Source organism: Chryseobacterium sp. G0201 (assembly GCF_003815655.1).
Taxonomy (GTDB): domain Bacteria; phylum Bacteroidota; class Bacteroidia; order Flavobacteriales; family Weeksellaceae; genus Chryseobacterium.
Window position 1 is genome coordinate 642,681 of record NZ_CP033917.1, and the last position, 21,417, is coordinate 664,097.

A 21,417-nucleotide genomic window follows, 5' to 3' on the forward strand; every position below is an offset into this window, starting at 1 on the left:
TTATAAAATTACTTTAAAATCTTTAGCCAGTCTTAAATAGTAAAATACATTTGGAAGATATACTTAAAAGTTTGTAGTTTTGCTAACACTGTTAGTAAAATAAAAAATCATGGGCTTACATGAACGTCGTCAAAGAGAAAAAGAATCAATACGTGCCAATATTTTGGATGCGGCTTTTTCTTTGGCTAAAACGGAAGGTTGGGCCTCGCTTTCAATCCGTAAAATTGCAGACGCTATAGAATACAGTGCTCCAGTAGTTTACGATTATTTTGAGAACAAAGAAGCTATTCTGTATGAAATTTCACTGAATGGTTTTCACTGTTTACACATAGAATTATTAAAAGCTCAGAAAAAGCATGATACTCCCGAAGAACAATTAACTGCAATAGTTGATGCATATTGGAAGTTTGCTTTTAAGAATAAAGAATATTATCAATTAATGTTTGGTCTTGGGATGCAATGCAGTGGAAAAGGTCTTATGAAAGAAGAATTTTCTTCGTTTCAGGATATGATCTACGATTGCACTTATGAGATCATCAAGAAAAACGGATCTAATCCGGATAATGCTTGTCACATGTCTCACGCATTATTTTCGGCTGTACATGGTTTGATCTCTATTATGATGATGCGTAACGATGATATCCCTTCTACAATGAATAAAACTACATTAGACGAAACGGTTTCGGCTTTTGTTAAATCTTTGTAAATTTTTTTTGAACTAAAAATTAACACCGTTAGGAAAAGTAACATGGAATAATTAACATTATTCAATTTTATTTAAATTAAAAAAGAAAAAACTTTAAAATGAAGACTAATTTCATAGCATTACTTTATGTAATTTTCTTTCCTTACCATTAACACTGTTAGGAAAAATAACACCAGGCACATCATTTATACATTTAAAATCAACATTAAAAAAATTATAATCATGTAGACAATAATTTACTCAATATTAAGAATTCTGTAATTTTTTTTGAACTAATCATTAACACTGTTAGGAAAAATAACGGAATTTAAATTAAAAACAATACTACTTAATCTAACACTTCATTAAAAATTTAAACTTAAAATGAAAACACTTGCAAAAACAAGGATTATCATACTAATTTCAAGTATTATCCTTTTACAGAATTGCACCAAGGCAGCCGAAGGATCAAACGCTGCTCCACCTGCACCAGAATTGCCAGTTTATACCGTAATTACATCTCCTGCAACAGTTTATCAGGAATTCCCGACAGCTTTAGAAGGAAAAAATAATGTAGAGATAAGATCTCAGGTTGACGGATATTTAGATAGAATTTATGTAGAGGAAGGTGCTTATGTAAAAGCCGGACAACCTTTATTTAAAATAGATTCAAGAGCTTATGGTGAGCAAATGAATATGGCACAAGCCAATTTACAGGTTGCCAATGCAAACATTCAGAAAGCTAAAGTTGAGGTTGACAGACTTCAGCCTTTGGTAAGCGCAAAAGTAGTTTCTGATGTTCAGATGAAAACTGCAAAAGCAAATTACGCAGCAGCTGTTGCGGCAGCAGCTCAGGCAAAAGCTTCTGTTGGCGGAGCTAGAATCAATGTAGGCTTTACTACGATCACAGCGCCGGTTAGCGGATACATTGGAAGAATTCCTTACAAAAAAGGAAGCCTAATTTCAAGAACAGACCCAAGTCCATTGACTTTATTATCTGATATCAGCGAAATTTATGCGTATTTCTCTTTAAGCGAACTGGATTTTATTGCTTTTCAAAATAAATATCCCGGAGCAACTTTAAACGAGAAACTGAAAAACATGCCGATGGTAGATTTGGTTATCGCAGACAACAGTACGTATCCTGAAAAAGGTAAAATGAGCATTGTTGACGGACAGTTTGACAAAAGTACAGGAGCAATCAGCGTTCGCGCCGTGTTCCCGAATGCAAACGGAACATTGAGAACAGGAAATACTGGTAGAGTTCGTATGCCTCAGTTATTCACAAGTACACTTGTTATTCCACAGGAAGCAACTTTTGAAATCCAGGACAAAACCTACGTTTATGTAGTTGGAAAGGATAAAAAAGTAACCGGAAAACCTGTAAAAATCTCTGGAAAAACAGACAGCTATTACTTCATTTCAGAAGGACTTGCTGTCGGAGATAAAATCGTATTTACAGGAATCGGAGCATTGAAAGACGGTGTTGCCATTAAGCCAAAAGTTATTTCTTCTGATAGCCTTTTGAGAGCAAAACCTTTGTAACAATCCTTTTCAAAAAAACAGAAGACTTAAAAAAATAAACTTCTTATGTTAAAACAATTTATAGAAAGACCGGTACTTTCAACGGTCATCTCCATCATACTCTTACTCTTGGGAGCGATGTCGGTTTTCAACCTTCCGGTGACCTTATTTCCGGATATTGCACCTCCAAGTGTTCAGGTGACGGCATTTTATCCGGGAGCGAATGCAGAAGTTGTTGCCCGTTCGGTAGCGGTTCCTATTGAAGAAGCGGTGAATGGAGTGGAGAACATGACGTACATGACCTCCAACTCAAGTAACGACGGATCAATGACCTTGAGTGTATTTTTCAAACAAGGTTCAGACCCTGATAACGCTGCGGTAAACGTTCAAAACCGTGTATCAAAAGCGATGAGCCAGCTTCCGCAAGAAGTTGTACAGGCGGGAATCTCAACGCAGAAAGTTCAGAACAGTATGATCATGTTCATGGGATTATCCAGTGATGATCCAAAGCAATATGATGAGCTTTTCTTACAGAATTACCTTAAAATCAATGTAATTCCTCAAATTCAGCGTATTCCGGGGGTTGCACAGGCTCAGGTTTTCGGAACTAGAGATTACTCGATGAGAATTTGGTTAAAACCAGACAGATTAGCAGCTAATGGTCTTTCTCCACAGGAAGTTTTGGCGGCTATCAAAGACCATAACCTTGAAGCTGCTCCAGGACGTCTTGGACAGGGAAGTAAAGAAACTTACGAATATATTTTAAAGTATAAAGGTAAATTAAACAAAAACGAAGACTACGAAAACATCGCCATTAAAGCCAATAATGACGGTTCATTTTTAAGATTGAAAGATCTTGCAAGAGTAGAATTCGGTTCATATACTTACACAGCAGCGAACAGAGTTGACGGGAAACCGGTTGCAGGTTTTGCCATCTTACAAACTGCAGGTTCAAACGCGAACGAAATTTTAACTGAAATTGAAAAACAGGTTGATCAGTTTTCAACAACGCTTCCAAAAGGAGTAAAACCGATCATCATGTACAACTCTAAAGATTTCTTGGATGCGTCTATTCATCAGGTTGTTGAAACTTTAGTGATTGCATTTATTCTGGTATTTATTGTAGTATATATTTTCCTTCAGGATTTTAGATCTACATTAATTCCTGCAATTGCGGTTCCGGTTGCGATTATCGGTACGTTCTTCTTCCTTCAATTATTTGGTTTCAGTATTAATATGTTGACATTGTTCGCATTAGTACTCGCCATTGGTATTGTGGTGGATGATGCAATTGTCGTCGTTGAAGCCGTCCATTCCAAAATGGAGCAGACAGGAATGCCTGTAGAACAAGCGACTACGAATTCGATGAGTGAAATTTCCGGTGCCATTATTTCGATTACATTGGTGATGTGTGCGGTATTTATTCCGGTTGGTTTCATGCAGGGTCCTGCGGGAGTTTTCTACAGACAGTTTGCCTTTACATTGGTAATTGCGATCATGATTTCAGCAGTTAATGCATTAACATTAAGTCCGGCTTTATGTGCATTATTATTAAATGATCCTCAGGGAGAACATGGCGAACACGGTCATAGAAAAGGTTTTGGAGCTAAATTTTTCAATGCATTTAATGCAAGTTTCAACAAAATGACCAGAAAATATATTTACAGCCTTAAATTTTTAATTAAAAACAAGTGGGTAGCCGTTTCAGGTTTAGCGCTTATTATTGCTGCAAGTATTTTCTTAATTAATAAAGCTCCGACAGGATTTATTCCTACCGAAGATCAAGGTTTCGTTTTGTATGCAGTAAATACACCTCCGGGAAGTTCATTGGAAAGAACGCACAGAGCGACAGAACAAATCGATAAGATTGTAAATGGTGAAAAAGCCACCAATCACCTTTGGGTAGCCGATGGAATGAACTTCATCAGTAACGCTAACGCTTCTCCTTATTCTGCAGGTTTTATTAAACTGAAAGATTATGACAAACGTGGCGATATGAAAGATCCAGACCAAATTGCAGCTGCATTGACCGGAAAAGTAGCCCAGGTGAAAGATGCCAACGCATTCTTCTTCAACTTCCCTACGGTACAAGGTTTTGGTAACGTTTCAGGGTTTGAATTTATGCTTCAGGATAAAACCAACGGTTCTTTCGAGCAATTGGGGACTACCACTCAGGCGTTTATCGGAGAATTAATGAAACGTCCGGAAATTGCATTTGCCTTTACAACGTATGCGGCCGGAAATCCGCAATATACAATTGATGTTAATGCTGATAAAGCCAATCAATTGGGAGTTTCTATAACAGAATTGATGCAGACGATGCAGATTTATTACGGAAGTAGCTTCGTTTCAGATTTCAACAGATTCGGGAAATACTACAGAGTAATGGCTCAGGCAGATGTTCCTTATCGTACGGATGCGAATTCTCTGGAAGGAATTTATGTTAAAAATAATACAGGCGAAATGGTTCCTGTAAAGACTTTAGTGACTTTAAAAAGAACCTTCGGACCTGAAACTGTGACAAGAAACAACTTATTCAACGCTGTTACCATTAACGGAACTCCAAAACCTGGTTATAGTACAGGAGATGCGATTAAAGCAGTTGAAGAAGTAGCAAAACAATCACTTCCAAGAGGTTACGGTTACGAATGGACAGGTATTACCCGTGAAGAGATCAAAACTGGTGGACAAACAGCTTTTGTATTCATGTTAAGTATCTTATTCGTATACTTCTTATTGGCAGCTCAGTATGAAAGTTACATTCTGCCGTTTGCGGTTATTTTGACGGTTCCTACAGGAATTTTCGGAGTATTTGCTTTCACAGGATTAGCAGGAATTGATAATAATATTTACGTTCAGGTTGGATTGATTATGCTCGTCGGATTATTAGCCAAAAACGCGATTCTGATTGTAGAATTTGCCGTACAAAGAAGAAAAGCAGGAAAATCATTAATTGAATCTGCTCTTCAGGCTTCAAGATTACGTCTAAGACCAATTTTGATGACCTCATTTGCCTTTATCATCGGTATGCTTCCATTAGTTTGGACGCAGGGTGCGGCGGCAAAAGGTAACCACTCTATCGGTATCAGTACAGTTGGAGGGATGTTTACAGGAGTTGTATTCGGGATTTTCATCATTCCGGTGATGTATGTGATCTTCCAATATTTACATGAAAAAATGCCAAGCAGAAAACAAAAAAGACTGTTAAAACAAAAACAACAGGAAGAACTTTTAGCAACTGCTCATTAATAAAAATGAACTACAAACTTTGAGAGATTTGGCTTAACCACAAACAACACAAATATTTTCACAAATAAACACAATCATCTGTGAAAATCCGTGAAATCTGTGGTCAAAACAAAAAATAGAGAAGCAACTATTCAAACTACTATCATAAAAAGCAAAGTATTTTCTCCTACTAAAGACATCTTTGTTTTAAAATAAAACCTCTCAAAGTTTTGTATTCAATTAAAAGTTTAAAAACTATGAAATCGCCATCACTTGGAAACGAAAATTTCAATAAAACCCAGCGATTACATGTAACCTTTTAATAAAAATAAATATCTTCATATGAAAAGAATAAAGAATATTTTTCTCACATTTATATTGGCTATAGGCTCGGTTTCATGTGTCTCCAAATTGGCATATACAGAACCGGAGCTTGAGCTTCCAGAGAAATTCCAATACACAGCAACGGCAGATACAGCAAGTGTTGCCAATCTGGAATGGAAACAATTTTTCAGCGACCCTATTTTACAAGGTTTGATTGAAAAAGGAATTAAAAATAATTACGATCTACAAATTGCTTTAAAACAAGTCGCTTCTTCACAGGAAAGACTGAAACAGGCGAAATATCTTCAATATCCGGATGTTGGTTTCGGAGTTTCAGCGCAGATTTCAAAACCGTCAAAAAACAGTATGAATGGACAAAGCTTAAATCTATTTTTAGGGCAAAGCCATGTTGAAGATTACAACGCAGCCTTCAATCTCTCTTGGGAAGCTGATATTTGGGGTAAAATTAAAAATCAACAAGAGGTTTCAAGAATGCAGTATCTGCAGACTTATGAAGCTACAAAAGCAATTCAGACGCAAGTCGTTGCAGCAATTGCTCAAGGTTATTATAATTTGTTGATGCTTGACAAACAAATGAATATTGCAAAATCTAATTTAGAATTAAGCAATAACACCTTGTCTATCACAGAAAAGATGTGGCAAAGTGGTGATACAACTTCATTGGGCGTTCAGCAGGCAACTGCTCAGAAGCAATCTACGGAACTTTTGATCACTCAATTGGAACAAAATATTGCCATTCAGGAAAATGCATTGAGTATTTTGGTGGGTGAGAATCCAAATAAAGTGACCAGAACCATCGAAATGTCCGACACTTCATTACCTCAAAATATTTCTACAGGACTTCCTGCAGCGATGGTAAGCCGTCGTCCGGATGTTCGTCAACAGGAATTGGTATTGTTGGAATCCAATTCAATGGTCGGAATTGCTCAGGCAAATATGTATCCGGCATTGAAAATCACAGCTAACGGTGGCGTAAATTCATTTAAAATTGATAACTGGTTTCAGATTCCGGCTTCATTATTCGGATCTGTGTTGGGAGGATTAACTCAGCCTATTTTCCAGAAAAGACAATTGAAAACAGATTTAAATGTTGCTAAAATTCAGAGAGAGAAAAACGTTTTGGCGTTCCGTCAATCTGTTTTGAATGCAGTAGGTGAAGTTTCTGATGCTTTGGTTTCAAATGAAAGTTTAAAAGTTCAGGAACAGAAAGCAACAGAACAAGTTGCAACGTTGAAAAACGGAATTAAAAGTGCCGAAATGCTTTATAAAGGCGGAATGGCAAATTACCTGGAAGTAATTACAGCTCAGGGAAATTCTCTACAGGCTGAATTGAATCTTGCGTCCGTAAAAAGACAGAGATTAAGCAGTATTGTAGATTTATACCGAGCTCTAGGTGGCGGTTGGAAGTAGTAAATTAAATTAATATTGTTTGAAGTGCGGTTTTTCGGAATCGCACTTTTTTTTGTTTTAAATTGAGTTGCCTATTTGCCGTTCGCACTGTCATTCAGAGCGAAACGCAGTGAAGCGCGGAATCTAAGCTATGTTTGTAAAGATTCTTCCTTCGTCAGAATGACAATTGAACCATTAAGATTGAATTTATTTTTAAACGCAAAGGTTTAATATAAAAGAGTAATAATTTTAAGGTGCAAAGAAAAGCGACAAAGTCGCTGATAAAGATAGCTTTGTAAGAATCAATTTTATTGATTCAATTCTTTGCTCCTTAAAATATTCAGAATTAAAAATAAATCTTTGCGTTAAATAAATTACTCGCCAATTTCCCGATTAATATACTCAATCAAGCCATCAAAATCCTCCTGAGAATATCCTAATTGCAAATAATGAATATCATCCGCTTTTCTATACCAAGTCAGTTGACGTTTTGCATATCTTCGGCTGTTTTTCTTGATTTCAGAAACGGCAAAATCCAAATCCCATTCTCCATCAAAATATTTGAATAATTCTGCATATCCAACCGTATTTAAAGCGGTCAATCCTTTGAATTTCTCCAAACCTTCTGCTTCCTCCAACAAGCCTTTTTCCATCATAATATCCACTCTCCTGTTGATTCTGTCGTACAGTTCTTCTCGTGGAGCTTCAATTCCGATTCGGATCACATTGAAATCTCTTGAATCTTGTGAAACAGCAATTAATTCAGAATATTTTTTATTCGTTTGCCAAATAACATCAATAGATCGGAAAAGTCTTCGATGATTGTGAAAATCTACTACCGCAAAATACTGAGGATCGAGTTCTTTCAGGATTTCCTGTAATTTTTCAATTCCTTCGTTATCCAGAATCTTTTGGAGTTTGCTTTGATTTTCTTCATTAGCTTCAGGTAAATCATTCAGCCCTTCAATCACCGCTTTTTCATACATCATGCTTCCGCCAACCAAAATCACGGTATCATATTTTTTGAAAAGTTCTTTGAGTTTTTTTAAGGCATCTTCCTCATATTGCCCGATAGAATAATATTCCTGAACCGAAAGATTTCCAATAAAATGATGAGTTGCTTGCTCTAATTCTTCCTGCGAAGGCGAAGCGGTACCGATTTTCATTTCCTTAAAAAATTGGCGAGAATCACAGGAAATGATCTCTGTGCTGAAATGGTTGGCCAAATCAATTGCCAATCTTGTTTTTCCAATTCCGGTGGGACCTACAACAGAAATTAAGTTTTTCTTTTTCACAGCGCTAATTTACGAAAATTGATTTTTTGTTTTAACCACAAAAGTCATAAAAGACTTTCTTTGATTTTTAGATATTTAAAAGCTCAAAAAAAGTGGAACGTAAACTTTTTTTCTCTTTTGAAAACTAAATATTTTTAAACTTTTCTTTTGAGACTTTTGTGGTTAAAATTGAATATAGTGAGAACACATACACTTAAATGTTTATCTTTGTACGACAATAAAAAACTATGATTTTATCAATGACCGGTTTCGGTAGAGCCGAAGATGTTTTTGAAGGAAAAAAAATAACCGTAGATGTTAAATCACTGAACAGCAAAAGCTTTGATTTAAATATAAAAATACCGTTACGCTATAAAGAGAAAGAATTCGAGATCAGAAAAATTCTTAACGATAGAATTATCCGAGGAAAAGTGGATTGCTATATCAATATAGAAAATCTTGAAGAATCCAATGATGTGAAAATCAATAAAAAACTGATTGATTCTTACATGAATGAACTTCGAAATATTGCTTCGGATGCTCCGGAATTTGAGTACCTTAAAATGGCGGTAAGACTTCCTGATGCCATCACATCAAGACCAGATGAATTAACGGATGGCGAATGGGAATCTTTAGCAAAAATTGTTAATAATGCAATTGACAAGTTTGAAGAGTTCAGAAAAACGGAAGGGAAAACCTTACACCAAGAACTTGAGAAAAATATTAAAAATATCGACAAATATTTGTCCGAAGTAATTCCTTTTGAAGAAGTGAGAATCCAGAGTGTGAAAGAGCGTTACCAAAAATCTTTAAAAGAATTTGAAAACGTTGATGAAACTCGTTTCTATCAGGAAATGGCTTATTTCACAGAGAAATTGGATATTGCTGAGGAAAAAGTAAGATTGACTCAACACTTAAAATATTATCAGGAAGTAATGGATAATGAAGATTTCAACGGAAAAAAATTAGGTTTTATTTCCCAGGAAATCGGAAGAGAGATCAATACATTAGGTTCAAAAGCCAATCATGCTGAGATCCAAAAATTGGTCGTGATGATGAAGGATGATTTGGAAAAAATTAAAGAACAAACTCTAAACGTTTTGTAAAAAGTTATACGTTATTAATGATGAGTTATAAGTTGCTTCTTGCACATTTTCAATGACTCATCATTCATAACTTATCATTCATAACTAAAAAAAATGAATAAAGTTATCATATTTTCAGCGCCGTCTGGAAGCGGAAAAACTACATTAGTAAAGCATTCTTTGGAGATATTTAATGAGCTTCAGTTTTCAATTTCTTGCACGACAAGACAACCGAGAGGAAATGAAGCCCATGCAGTGGATTATCATTTTTTAAGTCCTGATGAATTCAGACAGAAAATTTCGGAAGATGCTTTTGTAGAATTTGAAGAAGTGTATACTGATAAATATTACGGTACTTTAAAGTCTGAAGTTGAAAAGATCTGGAATCAGGGGAAAGTTGTGATTTTTGATGTTGATGTAAAAGGTGGAATTTCTTTAAAAAAGTATTTTGGAGAAAAAGCCTTATCTATTTTCATTGAACCGCCTTCCATTGAAGAATTGGAACGAAGATTGATTTCCAGAAACACTGATGATGCAGAGACCATCAAAACCCGCGTAGAAAAGGCAGAAGAAGAAATGTCTTACGCAAAAGAATTTGATAAAATCGTGATCAATAACGATTTAGATATTGCAAAAGAAGAAATAGAAAGTTTAATAAAAAAATTTATAGAAGAAACTAGAAGTTAGAGATTAGAAGTTAGTAAAAAATGCCGGCAAATTCCGGAGCGAATCTAACTTCTAATTTCTAAAATCGAACTTCTATAATCAAAAAACATTGAGGTTGATATGAGTACCGAAACATTAGAAAGAGCTAAATCTGCGATTCCTGTAAGAGGATTTTTGGATATAAAAGATTTGGTAATTCCTCAAGGAGAAGAATTGGTGAAAGCTATTCTTAAATTGAAAGAAGAAAAAAATGCGGTTATTTTAGCGCATTATTACCAACCTGGAGAGATTCAGGATATTGCTGATTTCCTTGGAGATTCTCTGCAATTGGCGAGACAGGCAAAAGATACCAACGCTGATATGATCGTATTCTGTGGAGTACATTTCATGGCAGAAGCGGCGAAGATCTTGAATCCAACTAAAAAAGTAGTTCTTCCCGATACAATGGCGGGATGCTCTTTGGCAGACGGCTGTTCAGGAGAAGGTTTGAGAAAAATGCGTGAGCAGCATCCCAATGCTTTGATCGCAACTTACATCAACTGTAACGCTGAAACAAAAGCTGAAAGTGATATTATTGTAACAAGCTCAAACGCCGAAACAGTGATTGAAGCGTTGCCAAAAGACCGACCAATTATTTTCGCACCGGATAAAAACTTAGGAAGATATTTATCTCAGAAAACGGGTCGTGACATGATCCTTTGGGACGGAAGCTGCATCGTGCATGAAGCATTTTCAATGGAAAGGATTGCTCAACAATTAGCTGATAATCCTGATGCAAAATTGATTGCTCACCCTGAAAGTGAAGAATCAGTGCTGAAATTGGCTCATTTTATTGGCTCTACTTCTGCTCTTCTCAACTATGTTGAAAAAGAAGATTGCCAGAAATTCATCATTGCAACAGAGGAAGGAATTCTTCACGAAATGAGAAAGCGTGCGCCACATAAAGAATTGATTCCTGCTTTAGTTTTTGACGAAAGCTGTAACTGCTCAGAATGTTTCTACATGAAACGTAATACAATGGAAAAATTGTACTTATGTATGAAATATGAATTACCTGAGATCCTTATCGACGAAGAACTTCGTTTGAGAGCACTGAAGCCAATTGAGGCGATGCTAGATCTTTCGAAAAGTATAAAATAATTTTTTTCACTAACTATTGAATTTTTATTATATTTGATTCGAATCTCATAAAAATATTATTCAATATGAAAAATTTGAAAAAATTAGACAGAAATAGTTTAAAAAATTTAAATGGAGGTAGTGGATTTTGCAATTTAAACTGCAAAATCAACGAAACTTGTGGAATCGGCTGTGGAGGATGGCCTATATGTGTTCCAAAAGGAGAATACATTCCAGAACCTTGTTAAAAAGATTAAAGCACTGTTTTTACAGTGCTTTTTTTTATTAAACCATAGGTGCATAACAAGTTCCTCCAGGCTTTCGCCAACATCCCCATCCTCCTGAACGGAAGCACACATAAGCTTCACCGCCGCATGCGTCTATCTGAACTTGTGTAAAACCTCCCTAGATTTTCGTTTGTTCTATTCTTGACAATTTTTTTAGATTTTTCATAATGTATTTGATTTTGATGTCTAAACTATTATTGAGGAAAGCAATCCATACTTACCAACACTTTTGATTTACAACATGCCGGCAAAGCATCAAAAGCTTCACATGATTTTGGAAATCCTGGTCCGTAAGGTCCTGGAGGACATACATAATTACAAGTTGCACCACCATTAATCAATTTCAAATTTTCTCTGTTAATTCTTTTTATATTTTTCATAATATTTTGATTTAGTTTAGTTTAAAATATAAATTTCAGTTTTTACAATACTTTTTAGATCGCAGAGATTTGAACAAAGCAATCTACACTCACCATCACACACATTTTACAGGTCTCTGATAAACCAAAATAGGCTTCACAAGAAGCACTAGAGGAATCCGGCCATCCTCCTCCAGGTCCAAAAACCAGATGGGAAGGACATCCCTCACAACGTGAAACTCCAGCTCCATTAACCTGTTCTAAACTTCGTCTGTTTAATTTTCTCAAGTTTTTCATGGTACTATTTATTTTGATATTTGAACCGATACGAAACACTCCATGCTAACAAGAACACATTTTCTACAAGTCTCCGGAAGTCCCCAGTAAGCTTCACAAGAATGCGTCTCATTAGACCCAAAAGCACCAGTCGGACATCCGTTACAATGTGAAATTGGCGGAACCCCTGCTCCATTAATTTGTTCCAAATTTCTTCTGTTTAATTTTTTAAGATTTTTCATAATTATTTGATTTAGTTTAGCTTATAAATTTAATAAATATTTCTAATAAATCACAATATATTGAAAAATAATATTTTTAATTAAAATTTTTTATTTAAAAATAATTTGTACATTTGTTTCACAACAATGAAATGTACAAGAAACATATCTGATATTTCTACTCCGAAGTTTTCTACTTCTGAAGTATCTTCTGTTTCTACAGCTACAACTACTACCCCATAACGGGGTAAATTTTCACATATCATCACCGGCATCCGTGCTCTTTTTTTAAAGAGTGAAAAATTCTATTGTCAATAATTCAAAAAATCAAAAATGATGAAAGTCCTCAAATTCGGCGGAACATCTGTAGCCAACTCAGAAAATATTCTGAAAGTAGAAAATATCATTAAAAAAGAATCTTCACAGAAAATAGTTGTTGTAGTTTCAGCGTTACATGGCATAACAGATCAGCTGATAAAAGCAGCCGAACAAGCATCAAATAAAGACGATAACTATATTTCTATTATTAAAATAATTGAAGAAAAACATTTAAATCTTGTAAAAGAACTTATCCCTATTTTAGAACAAAGTGCTTGGCTGAGTTTTGTAAAAAAACATTTTAATGACATCGAAGACCTATGCAACGGCATATTTGTTTTAGGTGAATTTACAGGTCGTACCAAAGACAAAATTACCTCTTACGGAGAATTTTTATCCTCAAATATTATTGCTGCAAGATTTAAATTTGAAAAATTAGATGCCGTCTGGATGAATTCGGCGGATCATATTATCACAAATAGCAACTTCACCAATGCAAAAGTTGATTTTGAAGCCACTGAAAGAAATTTAATTCAATATTTTGAAGAAAACCAGCATCAAATCATTGTAGTTCCAGGCTTTATTGCTAAAGATCATAAAGGAAATATGACAACCTTGGGAAGAGGCGGATCAGATTACACAGCATCAATATTTGCTTCACTACTCAATGCAGAAGAACTCCAAATATGGACTGACGTAAGTGGAATGATGACTGCAGATCCCAAGCTTTCGCCCAATGCGAAACCTATTCCTGAAATTTCTTATCAGGAAGCTATGGAACTTTCTCATTTTGGAGCAAAAGTTCTTTATCCGCCAACAATTCAGCCGGTTATGGTGAAAAATATTGATTTAAGGATTAAAAATACTTTTGATCCCGAAGCTTCAGGTACTTTAATATCTCATAACATTAAAATTTCAGAAGGTGAAGAACAGCAAGTCGCAGTCGGAATTTCTAATATGAGTAACATCGCCCTTCTTACTTTAGAAGGCAGCGGAATGGTCGGAATTCCCGGCATTTCAGCAAAACTGTTTCAATGTCTTAGTCATGAAAAAATAAATGTAATCCTGATTACTCAAAGTTCTTCAGAACATTCAATTACGATTGCGATCAATGAAAAAGATACTTTTAATGCAGAAAATGCCATCAATTTTTCTTTTGAGGATGATTTAAAATTAAAAAGAATCTCGCCTGTAAAAATAGAATCCGGACTTTCAATTGTCGCTCTGGTTGGAGAAAATATGAAAAGCCGAAGCGGTGTTAGCGCCAAAATGTTTGGTTGTTTAGGAAATAACGGAATCAATATCAGAGCCATTGCTCAAGGTTCTTCAGAGCGAAATATCAGCATTGTGATCTCAGAAAAAGATATTAAAAAAGCTGTAAATGTACTTCATGAAGAGTTTTTTGAATCAGAAATAAAACAGGTACATCTTTATATTTGCGGAACAGGAAATGTAGGTTCAAAGTTGATCCAGCAGATTTATGACCAAAATAAATATCTGCAGGAAAATCTGTTAATTAATTTAAGAATTGCAGGAATTTCCAATAGCCGTAAAATGGCATTTTCAGATAAGGGAATTTCACAAAATGAATTGAATAAAAAACTAGAAAATGGTGAAAAAGCTTCTATTAATAAATTTGCAGAAGAAATTATTTCAAGAAACCTTCGAAACTCCGTTTTTGTAGATGTAACCGCCAACACAGAAGTTCCCGAAATGTATGAAACTGTATTAAAAAGAAGCATAAATATTATCGCATGCAATAAAATTGCTGCATCCTCTGATTTTGAAAAATATAAATCATTAAAAAATACTGCTAAAAACCACAGTTGCAAATTTTTCTTTGAAACCAATGTGGGAGCAGGTCTTCCTATTATCGGAACCATTAATGACCTGATAAGAAGTGGTGATCAAATTACTTCTATCCAAGCTGTATTAAGCGGGACATTAAATTTTGTTTTCAATAATTATGATGGAAGCAAAACATTTTCTGAGGTCGTAGCCGAAGCACAAAAACAAGGTTTCACAGAACCAGATCCAAGACTTGATTTGGCAGGAACAGATGTTGCGCGTAAAATTTTAATCTTGGCAAGAGAAGCCGGATATCCGCTTCAGTTTGATGAAATAGAGAATATCCAATTTCTTCCTGAAGAGTGCATGAAAGGGAATGTTGATGATTTTTATAGCATGATGGTTCAATATGAAGATCATTTTAAAAAGATTTTAGATGAAGCTAAAAAAGATGGCAAAATTTTAAAATATGTTGCCGAATTTAAAGGCGGAAAAGCCAAAGTCGGACTAAAGCACATCGCACCGGAAAGTGACCTTTTTCACCTTTATGGCAAAGACAATATTGTCATCCTAAAAACTTTACGCTATTCTGAACAGCCATTAGTCGTAAAAGGAGCTGGTGCAGGCGCGGAAGTAACAGCAAGCGGAGTTTTTGCAGATATCGTTCGTTCAGTTTAAATAATAAAATATGAAAAAGATAAAAATAAGAGTTCCCGCAACAGTCGCAAATTTGGTTTGTGGTTTCGATATTTTGGGAATGGCGATCAATCAGCCTTATGATGAAATGGAGTTTAAACTATTGGAAAATCCCGACATCATTATAAAACACACAGATAATTTCGGACTTCCTGAAAAAGCGGAAGAAAATGTTGCCGGAGTTGTTCTTTTAAAAATTCAGGAGCATTTGAAGCTTAAAAATGGCTTTGAAGTGATTATTCATAAAAATATAAAACCGGGAAGCGGGCTTGGCTCCAGTGCGGCTAGCGCCACCGGAGCTGCCTTTGGAGCGAATGCTTTATTAGGAAATATTTTATCTCAAAACGAACTGATCCATTTTGCGATGTTTGGAGAAGAATTAGCTTCAGGAGTGAGACATGCAGACAATATTGCACCATGCCTTCTAGGTGGAATAACATTAGTAAAATCAACCGATCCTATTGATATTATTCCGTTAAACTGTCCCAATCTATTTGTTGCAGCCGTACATCCTCAAGTTGAAGTAAAAACATCTGATGCGAGACAAATTTTAAAGAAAAATATTTTACTGAAAGACGCCGTACAACAATGGGGAAATATTGCAGGTTTGGTAGCCGGAATTGAAAAAAACGATCATGCTTTGATCGGAAGAAGCCTGAACGATGTTATTATAGAGCCTGTAAGAAGTATTTTAATTCCGAAATTTGATGAAGTTAAAGCAAAAAGCTTACAATTGGGAGCTTTAGGTGGTGGAATTTCCGGTTCTGGCCCATCTATTTTTATGTTGACAGAAAAGGAAGAAAATGCACAGAAAATTGCTGAAATGATGAAATCGATTTATGATGAAATTGATATTGACAGCTTCGTGTATGTCTCAAAAATCAATCCTTCAGGAATTGAAATCATTAATGAAGATTAGAATTAATTCAATTAAAACCAAGACAATGATCTACTATAATTTAAAAGATAAAAAAGAACAGGTTAATTTTAAAACTGCCACTATTAAAGGACAGGGAAACGAAAAAGGTTTGTTTTTTCCTGAAAAAATCCCTCAAGTTGAAAAAGATTTTTTTGAAAATTTAAATCAATTCTCGGATCAAGAAATTGCATTTAGATGCATGAAAGATTTCGTTGGTGATGAGATTCCTGAATCATTATTAAAAGAAATAGTTAGAGAAACAATCGATTTTGAGATTCCGTTGAAAAAAATCAATGATAACATTTCTGTGTTAGAACTTTTTCATGGTCCTACACTGGCGTTTAAAGATATTGGGGCTCGATTTATGAGTCAGTGCCTCTCCTATTTTTTAAAGGATGAAAATAAGAAAGTTACTGTTTTGGTAGCGACTTCCGGAGATACAGGCGGTGCTGTTGCTCATGGTTTTTATAAAACTTCGGGAGTAAATGTGGTTATTTTATATCCAAAAAACAGAGTGAGCCAAGTTCAGGAAAAGCAATTGACTGCATTGGGAGAAAATATTTCCGCCATTGAGGTCAACGGAACTTTTGATGACTGTCAGAATATGGTGAAACAGGCATTTTCAGATGAAAAAATTAACTCAAATTTATTTTTAACTTCAGCTAATTCTATCAATGTGGCGAGATGGCTTCCACAGCAGATTTACTACCTTTTAGCTTTAAAACAATGGCAAAAGATCAACACTGAAAATCCTGTAATTTGTGTTCCGAGCGGGAATTTTGGGAATATTTGTGCGGGAGTTTTGGCACATTTCAGAGGGTTACCTGTGGAACATTTTATAGCAGCCTGTAATGAAAATGATGTTGTTCCCAATTATTTAAATACACAAAATTTAGAATATAAAGATACTGTTGCAACCCTGTCAAATGCTATGGATGTTGGAAATCCAAGCAATTTTACGCGAATTTTAGAACTTTTTCACCATCAATTTAATGATCTTAAAAATACAATTTCAGGGTATTCTATTAGTGATGATGAAACTTTAAAAACCATTTCAAAAGTTTACAAAAATTACGGATATATGCTGGAACCTCACAGCGCGGTTGCTTTTGCTTCGTTAGAAAAATATTTAGAAGAAAATCCGGGTAAAAAAGGCTTTATTCTAGGCACGGCTCATCCTGTAAAGTTTCCTGATGCGGTGGAAAAAGCTACTAACATGAAAATTGAAGTTCCGGAATCATTGGCTGAATTAATGAGTAAAGAGAAAAAAACTGTAGAAATTAACGCAGATTTTGAAGAATTAAAACGATTTTTGCTTGATAAAAATTAAACGCAATGAGCAAAATCTATCTTGAAGATGTAAAAATATATGCCTATCACGGAGTTCTGCCAGAGGAAAATATCATCGGAACTTACTATATAATGAATCTGGAACTTCACACGGATTTGTGGAAAGCTTCAGAATCGGATGATTTGAATGATACGATAAGTTATGCAGATATCAACACGATCGTTCATGATGAAATGAAGATTAAATCTAAATTGCTGGAGCATGTTGCAGGAAGAATTATTTCAAAAATTCATGAAAAATTTTCTCAGATTTCTTATATTAAATTAAAAATCACCAAAACTGCTCCACCAATGCAAGGCGAAATGAAAGGCGCAAGTATTGAACTGGAAAAAAGTTTTAAACCTGAAAATTAAAATATCCTTATTTTCGTATTCTAAAAAACATAAGAAATTGAAATTCATCAAAATATTATTTCTATTAACGTGTATCAATATTTTTGGACAGACCAATGTTGATAATCAATTGGCGATGTATAATTTTCCGAAGATAAAATCCAGCATTACGATGCCGGTGACTATTCCGCTTTCGGAAATCAACAATATGATCAACGCTTCTGTGAAAGACCTCATCTATCAGGATGATTCTTACACCGATAACAATAATGATCAATTTAAAGTAAAAGTCTGGAAAACCCGTGCCATTCGAGTAGTTGGTGGAACTAATCAAAATTTATTAATTGAAGTTCCATTGAAAATCTGGGCAGAAAAAGGTATCGGAACCTTCGGAGTTTATACCTATCAGAATACCACTTTTGAAACGGTGATGTCGTTCAACACTTCTATAAGTTTTAAAAATAACTGGACTATTGTGACCAATACGCAACCCAATGGTTTTAAATGGGTTACAAAACCTGTTTTGGATTATGGAAAAATTAAAATCCCGATCACTTCTTTGGTTGAAAAAAGTTTAAAGGAACAACAGGAAAAATTCTGTAAAACCCTTGACCAACAAATGGCTACACAGTTGAATTTTCAACAGTACGCAATGATGGCTTGGAATGTTTTTACGCAGCCTTTTAATATTTCTGAAGAATATAATACGTGGCTGAAGGTAACGCCGATCAATATTAACATAACTCCATTAAAATTTTACGGAAACCAAATTGACACCAATATTGGAATTGATGTCTATTCTGAAACCTTCACAGGCAGTAAACCGGAATCTTCACAGCCTGTAAGAACAGCGAGTAGTTTTAATACAATTCCTGTTTTGGCAGATAAATTTTCACTTCAGACCACCGCTAATATTCCTTTTTCGGAGGCTACGAGTATTGCAAGAAAAACTTTTATGAATAAAGAGTTTGATCTACGAGGTTCTAAAGTGAAAATTACTGATATCAGGGTGTACGGGGAAGAAAATAAAATCATGATTGAAGCTCAAACCGACGGTTATGTAAAAGGCAAAGCCATTATTTCCGGAGTTCCTGTGTATGATGAAACAAAAAGAAAAATTGTTTTGTCTAATACCAAGTTTAAATTAAAAACTATCAATATTCTTCAAAAAACGGCTTCCGTTTTATTCCAAGGGAAAATTGTTAAAATGATTGAAGAAGAATATGGAATTCCTACTCAAGAATTGGAAGAAACATCACGAAAAAGCATTGAGGAAGCCTTTAATAAAGAATATTATAAAGGATTGAATATGAGAGGAAAGGTTTTTAGCCTAAAGCCAACCAATATTCTACTAAATCCCTCCGGGATTACCGCCGTTATTGACATTAATGCAACTTTAAAACTGATCGTCAACGGAATGTAAATTAAAAAAACTAAATTTAAAACTATAAACTAAACCATGAGAAAAATTTTAAGAATTGTTGAAGATAATAGAGCCTCTTCAGGAGTCAGATTTGTTAATTACACTGTAGATTTAATTGTTTTAATTGTCATAAATACTATCCTTTCCTTTGTCTCAGTCTGGATTTATAATTATACCTCAATAAATTTTTTCTACTTTTATAATAATGGAGGCTTACTTTGGGAGTTTTTTTGCGGAAATTTGGTAAGCTTCATTTACTACTTTCTATGGGAAAATTATTCAAATGGAAGAACTGTAGGGAAATATATTACCAATACTATGGCTATTAGCACAGATGGTGTAGATATGACAACTCAACAAGTTTTATATAGAACTTTATGTAGAATAGTACCATTTGATGCTCTTTCATTTTTAGGAGGCGGAAATGGATGGCATGACAACTGGACAGATACAAGAGTAATTAATATAAAAAATTATGTCGCTGAAAAACAGGCAAAAGAAGAAATAAACAGCATTGGCACGAAAGAAAATGCTTAAAAATATTTTGTAGCGTAATATATTTTATTATATTTGCACACCTCAAAAATGGTAAATCATGGTACTTTGGCCGAGCGGCTAGGCAGTGGTCTGCAACACCATCTACAGCGGTTCGAATCCGCTAGGTACCTCGATACAAAACCCTATTCTATTGATTACAAATAGTTTAGGGTTTTTTTATTTAAATTTGTTTCAACCAAATTTCAACCAAGTAAAAAAAAAGATACATGCAAATTTTTAATAATAATAAAATTCTTTCCACACTTAAAGAAATCCCTTTCAAGCTTGAAAAAGATATTCAAAATCTATTTGAACAAAATTTAGAGCTAATTACAAATTTTAAATTAATTAAATCGGAATTTACTATAAAGAATAACCGCATTGACACTCTTGCTTTTGATATTGAAAGTAAAGCCTTTGTTATTATTGAATATAAACGTAATCAAAATTACAGTGTAGTAGATCAAGGCGTTTCTTACCTAAATTTAATGTTAGAATACAAAGCTGATTTTATTGTTGAATATAATGAAAATCAGAAAGATAGTTTAAAACGAAACGATGTGGATTGGTCTCAGAGTAAAATTATTTTCGTTTCACCATCATTTACGGATTTTCAAAAACAATCTTCCAACTTTAAGGATCTAGCTATTGAACTTTGGGAAATCAAACAATTTGAAAATGAAATAATTGTAATTAATCCAATTAAAAAATCCAAATCTGCCCCCAGTATCAAACAAGTTCAACGTAATGATGATTCTGAAATAAGTAAAATTGCTAAAGAAATAAAAGTCTATACTGAAGAAGATCATTTACAGGGCAAAAATGATGATATAAAAGAACTTTATGATGTTTTTAAAAATGGAATTCTAAACTTATCTTCAGATATAGAAATAGATCCTAAAAAGCTTTATATAGCCTTTAAAAAACAAAAAAACATAGTTGATATTCATATCCAAAATAGATCATTAAAAATGTGGATTAATCTCAAAAAAGGAATTTTAAAGGACGAAAAAGAAATTACAAAAGACGTTTCCATTTCTGGACACTGGGGTAATGGAGACTATGAGTTATCGGTTGAAAAAAGTACCGGAGTCCAAATATATTTCCAATGGTTATCAAAATTAAAATCCCTCATGATTGATATTCATGAGGGATTTATTTTTCAATAACTTTTACCACTGATTAGGCGGCTTTTTTGTAATTTTTTTTACTGTATCTTTTCTAGTTCATCATTCAGATCTCTAGTGAATTCTTGGAGATTTACCACAAAGCCAGTTTTATCATAAATAGGGAAAACATTGATTAGACAATCATTTTCAGTAATAAAATCTATAATTTCATCTTCTAAATCATCGAGGCTAAGTTCTTTAATTGTATATTTCTCCCAACCACCTATTTTACATAACTCGGCATATTCTTTTGCACTCCATAAAGGAAGCAACTTGTAGTCATCTAATTCTGAAAGTACATATTCTCCATCTTCATCAAGTAATGTGAAAAATGTTTCCCAATCTGCTACCTTTTTGATAAAGTATTTATACCTTTCGATAGGTTCTAATGACACTACGTTTTCAATTTCTTTTTGGTTCATATTT

At 34.4% G+C, this 21,417-nt stretch carries 21 protein-coding genes and 1 tRNA gene; 16 read left to right on the forward strand and 6 right to left on the reverse strand.

The window, feature by feature from the left end; all coding sequences use genetic code 11:
* Window positions 1-109 precede the first annotated feature (109 nt).
* From EG348_RS02915 to EG348_RS02930, 4 genes are all read left to right on the forward strand, one after another.
* The gene (locus EG348_RS02915; RefSeq protein WP_123980511.1) at window positions 110-706 is read left to right on the forward strand and encodes a TetR/AcrR family transcriptional regulator; all 597 of its coding nucleotides are present in this window, start codon (window positions 110-112) and stop codon (window positions 704-706) included.
* A 363-nt stretch (window positions 707-1,069) separates the two neighbouring features.
* On the forward strand, window positions 1,070-2,230 hold the full coding sequence (locus EG348_RS02920; protein ID WP_123980513.1) for an efflux RND transporter periplasmic adaptor subunit: 1,161 nt from the start codon (window positions 1,070-1,072) through the stop codon (window positions 2,228-2,230).
* 45 nt (window positions 2,231-2,275) lie between these two features.
* Window positions 2,276-5,458 carry an efflux RND transporter permease subunit gene (locus EG348_RS02925; protein ID WP_123980515.1) on the forward strand — a complete coding sequence of 1,061 codons (3,183 nt, stop codon included), beginning with the start codon at window positions 2,276-2,278 and terminating at the stop codon, window positions 5,456-5,458.
* Window positions 5,459-5,779: 321 nt separating this feature from the next.
* Window positions 5,780-7,192 carry an efflux transporter outer membrane subunit gene (locus tag EG348_RS02930; RefSeq protein ID WP_123980517.1) on the forward strand — a complete coding sequence of 471 codons (1,413 nt, stop codon included), beginning with the start codon at window positions 5,780-5,782 and terminating at the stop codon, window positions 7,190-7,192.
* Between the two features lie 353 nt (window positions 7,193-7,545).
* On the opposite strand, the gene miaA is transcribed toward EG348_RS02930, so the two are convergent.
* On the reverse strand, window positions 7,546-8,466 hold the full coding sequence (gene miaA, locus EG348_RS02935) for a tRNA (adenosine(37)-N6)-dimethylallyltransferase MiaA (protein WP_123980519.1): 921 nt from the start codon (window positions 8,464-8,466) through the stop codon (window positions 7,546-7,548).
* A gap of 227 nt (window positions 8,467-8,693) precedes the next feature.
* Here miaA and EG348_RS02940 point away from each other — a divergent pair, with 227 nt between their 5' ends.
* From EG348_RS02940 to EG348_RS21610, 4 genes are all read left to right on the forward strand, one after another.
* Window positions 8,694-9,551 (forward strand): YicC/YloC family endoribonuclease, encoded by an 858-nt coding sequence (locus EG348_RS02940; RefSeq protein ID WP_123980521.1) that lies wholly within the window; start codon window positions 8,694-8,696, stop codon window positions 9,549-9,551.
* Between the two features lie 93 nt (window positions 9,552-9,644).
* Entirely contained in the window at window positions 9,645-10,217 is a 573-nt protein-coding gene (gmk, locus tag EG348_RS02945; RefSeq protein WP_123980523.1) for a guanylate kinase, read from the forward strand.
* Between the two features lie 99 nt (window positions 10,218-10,316).
* On the forward strand, window positions 10,317-11,336 hold the full coding sequence (gene nadA / locus EG348_RS02950; RefSeq protein ID WP_123980525.1) for a quinolinate synthase NadA: 1,020 nt from the start codon (window positions 10,317-10,319) through the stop codon (window positions 11,334-11,336).
* A gap of 65 nt (window positions 11,337-11,401) precedes the next feature.
* A complete protein-coding gene (locus EG348_RS21610; protein WP_164463244.1) occupies window positions 11,402-11,563 on the forward strand; it encodes a bacteriocin-like protein in 162 nt (53 codons plus the stop codon).
* A 233-nt stretch (window positions 11,564-11,796) separates the two neighbouring features.
* Here EG348_RS21610 and EG348_RS02955 read toward each other — a convergent pair whose 3' ends face one another.
* The 4 genes from EG348_RS02955 to EG348_RS21615 all read right to left on the reverse strand — a co-directional run bounded on the left by EG348_RS02955 (window position 11,797) and on the right by EG348_RS21615 (window position 12,733).
* The gene (locus tag EG348_RS02955) at window positions 11,797-11,982 is read right to left on the reverse strand and encodes a hypothetical protein (protein WP_123980527.1); all 186 of its coding nucleotides are present in this window, start codon (window positions 11,980-11,982) and stop codon (window positions 11,797-11,799) included.
* A gap of 54 nt (window positions 11,983-12,036) precedes the next feature.
* Window positions 12,037-12,258, reverse strand: coding sequence for a bacteriocin-like protein (locus EG348_RS02960; protein WP_123980529.1), 222 nt, complete (start codon window positions 12,256-12,258; stop codon window positions 12,037-12,039).
* Between the two features lie 8 nt (window positions 12,259-12,266).
* Complete coding sequence (locus EG348_RS02965; protein ID WP_123980531.1) at window positions 12,267-12,479, reverse strand: bacteriocin-like protein; 213 nt, start codon at window positions 12,477-12,479, stop codon at window positions 12,267-12,269.
* An 80-nt stretch (window positions 12,480-12,559) separates the two neighbouring features.
* Window positions 12,560-12,733, reverse strand: coding sequence for a hypothetical protein (locus EG348_RS21615; RefSeq protein ID WP_164463245.1), 174 nt, complete (start codon window positions 12,731-12,733; stop codon window positions 12,560-12,562).
* Window positions 12,734-12,794: 61 nt separating this feature from the next.
* Between EG348_RS21615 and thrA the strand changes: the two genes are divergently transcribed.
* From thrA to EG348_RS03005, 8 genes are all read left to right on the forward strand, one after another.
* A complete protein-coding gene (gene thrA / locus EG348_RS02970; RefSeq protein WP_123985010.1) occupies window positions 12,795-15,242 on the forward strand; it encodes a bifunctional aspartate kinase/homoserine dehydrogenase I in 2,448 nt (815 codons plus the stop codon).
* 10 nt (window positions 15,243-15,252) lie between these two features.
* Entirely contained in the window at window positions 15,253-16,179 is a 927-nt protein-coding gene (locus tag EG348_RS02975; protein ID WP_123980533.1) for a homoserine kinase, read from the forward strand.
* A 25-nt stretch (window positions 16,180-16,204) separates the two neighbouring features.
* Complete coding sequence (gene thrC, locus EG348_RS02980) at window positions 16,205-17,509, forward strand: threonine synthase (protein WP_123985011.1); 1,305 nt, start codon at window positions 16,205-16,207, stop codon at window positions 17,507-17,509.
* A 5-nt stretch (window positions 17,510-17,514) separates the two neighbouring features.
* Window positions 17,515-17,883 carry a dihydroneopterin aldolase gene (gene folB / locus EG348_RS02985; protein ID WP_123980535.1) on the forward strand — a complete coding sequence of 123 codons (369 nt, stop codon included), beginning with the start codon at window positions 17,515-17,517 and terminating at the stop codon, window positions 17,881-17,883.
* Window positions 17,884-17,920: 37 nt separating this feature from the next.
* Complete coding sequence (locus EG348_RS02990) at window positions 17,921-19,285, forward strand: DUF4403 family protein (protein WP_123980537.1); 1,365 nt, start codon at window positions 17,921-17,923, stop codon at window positions 19,283-19,285.
* Window positions 19,286-19,321: 36 nt separating this feature from the next.
* Window positions 19,322-19,822 carry an RDD family protein gene (locus EG348_RS02995; protein ID WP_123980540.1) on the forward strand — a complete coding sequence of 167 codons (501 nt, stop codon included), beginning with the start codon at window positions 19,322-19,324 and terminating at the stop codon, window positions 19,820-19,822.
* 60 nt (window positions 19,823-19,882) lie between these two features.
* Window positions 19,883-19,953: transfer RNA gene (locus tag EG348_RS03000), tRNA-Cys, on the forward strand.
* A 96-nt stretch (window positions 19,954-20,049) separates the two neighbouring features.
* Complete coding sequence (locus tag EG348_RS03005) at window positions 20,050-20,991, forward strand: DUF5655 domain-containing protein (RefSeq protein ID WP_123980542.1); 942 nt, start codon at window positions 20,050-20,052, stop codon at window positions 20,989-20,991.
* A 38-nt stretch (window positions 20,992-21,029) separates the two neighbouring features.
* Here EG348_RS03005 and EG348_RS03010 read toward each other — a convergent pair whose 3' ends face one another.
* The gene (locus EG348_RS03010) at window positions 21,030-21,413 is read right to left on the reverse strand and encodes a DUF2750 domain-containing protein (RefSeq protein ID WP_123980544.1); all 384 of its coding nucleotides are present in this window, start codon (window positions 21,411-21,413) and stop codon (window positions 21,030-21,032) included.
* Window positions 21,414-21,417: the final 4 nt, after the last annotated feature.

Bases quoted from the DNA above. Each gene is read 5' to 3' on its own strand.
- EG348_RS02915 (WP_123980511.1), top strand. From the start codon at position 110: ATGGGCTTACATGAACGTCGTCAAAGAGAAAAAGAATCAATACGTGCC.
- EG348_RS02920 (WP_123980513.1), top strand. From the start codon at position 1,070: ATGAAAACACTTGCAAAAACAAGGATTATCATACTAATTTCAAGTATT.
- EG348_RS02925 (WP_123980515.1), top strand. From the start codon at position 2,276: ATGTTAAAACAATTTATAGAAAGACCGGTACTTTCAACGGTCATCTCC.
- EG348_RS02930 (WP_123980517.1), top strand. From the start codon at position 5,780: ATGAAAAGAATAAAGAATATTTTTCTCACATTTATATTGGCTATAGGC.
- EG348_RS02940 (WP_123980521.1), top strand. From the start codon at position 8,694: ATGATTTTATCAATGACCGGTTTCGGTAGAGCCGAAGATGTTTTTGAA.
- gmk (WP_123980523.1), top strand. From the start codon at position 9,645: ATGAATAAAGTTATCATATTTTCAGCGCCGTCTGGAAGCGGAAAAACT.
- nadA (WP_123980525.1), top strand. From the start codon at position 10,317: ATGAGTACCGAAACATTAGAAAGAGCTAAATCTGCGATTCCTGTAAGA.
- EG348_RS21610 (WP_164463244.1), top strand. From the start codon at position 11,402: ATGAAAAATTTGAAAAAATTAGACAGAAATAGTTTAAAAAATTTAAAT.
- EG348_RS02955 (WP_123980527.1), bottom strand. From the start codon at position 11,982: ATGAAAAATATAAAAAGAATTAACAGAGAAAATTTGAAATTGATTAAT.
- EG348_RS02960 (WP_123980529.1), bottom strand. From the start codon at position 12,258: ATGAAAAACTTGAGAAAATTAAACAGACGAAGTTTAGAACAGGTTAAT.
- EG348_RS02965 (WP_123980531.1), bottom strand. From the start codon at position 12,479: ATGAAAAATCTTAAAAAATTAAACAGAAGAAATTTGGAACAAATTAAT.
- EG348_RS21615 (WP_164463245.1), bottom strand. From the start codon at position 12,733: ATGCCGGTGATGATATGTGAAAATTTACCCCGTTATGGGGTAGTAGTT.
- thrA (WP_123985010.1), top strand. From the start codon at position 12,795: ATGAAAGTCCTCAAATTCGGCGGAACATCTGTAGCCAACTCAGAAAAT.
- EG348_RS02975 (WP_123980533.1), top strand. From the start codon at position 15,253: ATGAAAAAGATAAAAATAAGAGTTCCCGCAACAGTCGCAAATTTGGTT.
- thrC (WP_123985011.1), top strand. From the start codon at position 16,205: ATGATCTACTATAATTTAAAAGATAAAAAAGAACAGGTTAATTTTAAA.
- folB (WP_123980535.1), top strand. From the start codon at position 17,515: ATGAGCAAAATCTATCTTGAAGATGTAAAAATATATGCCTATCACGGA.
- EG348_RS02995 (WP_123980540.1), top strand. From the start codon at position 19,322: ATGAGAAAAATTTTAAGAATTGTTGAAGATAATAGAGCCTCTTCAGGA.
- EG348_RS03005 (WP_123980542.1), top strand. From the start codon at position 20,050: ATGCAAATTTTTAATAATAATAAAATTCTTTCCACACTTAAAGAAATC.
- EG348_RS03010 (WP_123980544.1), bottom strand. From the start codon at position 21,413: ATGAACCAAAAAGAAATTGAAAACGTAGTGTCATTAGAACCTATCGAA.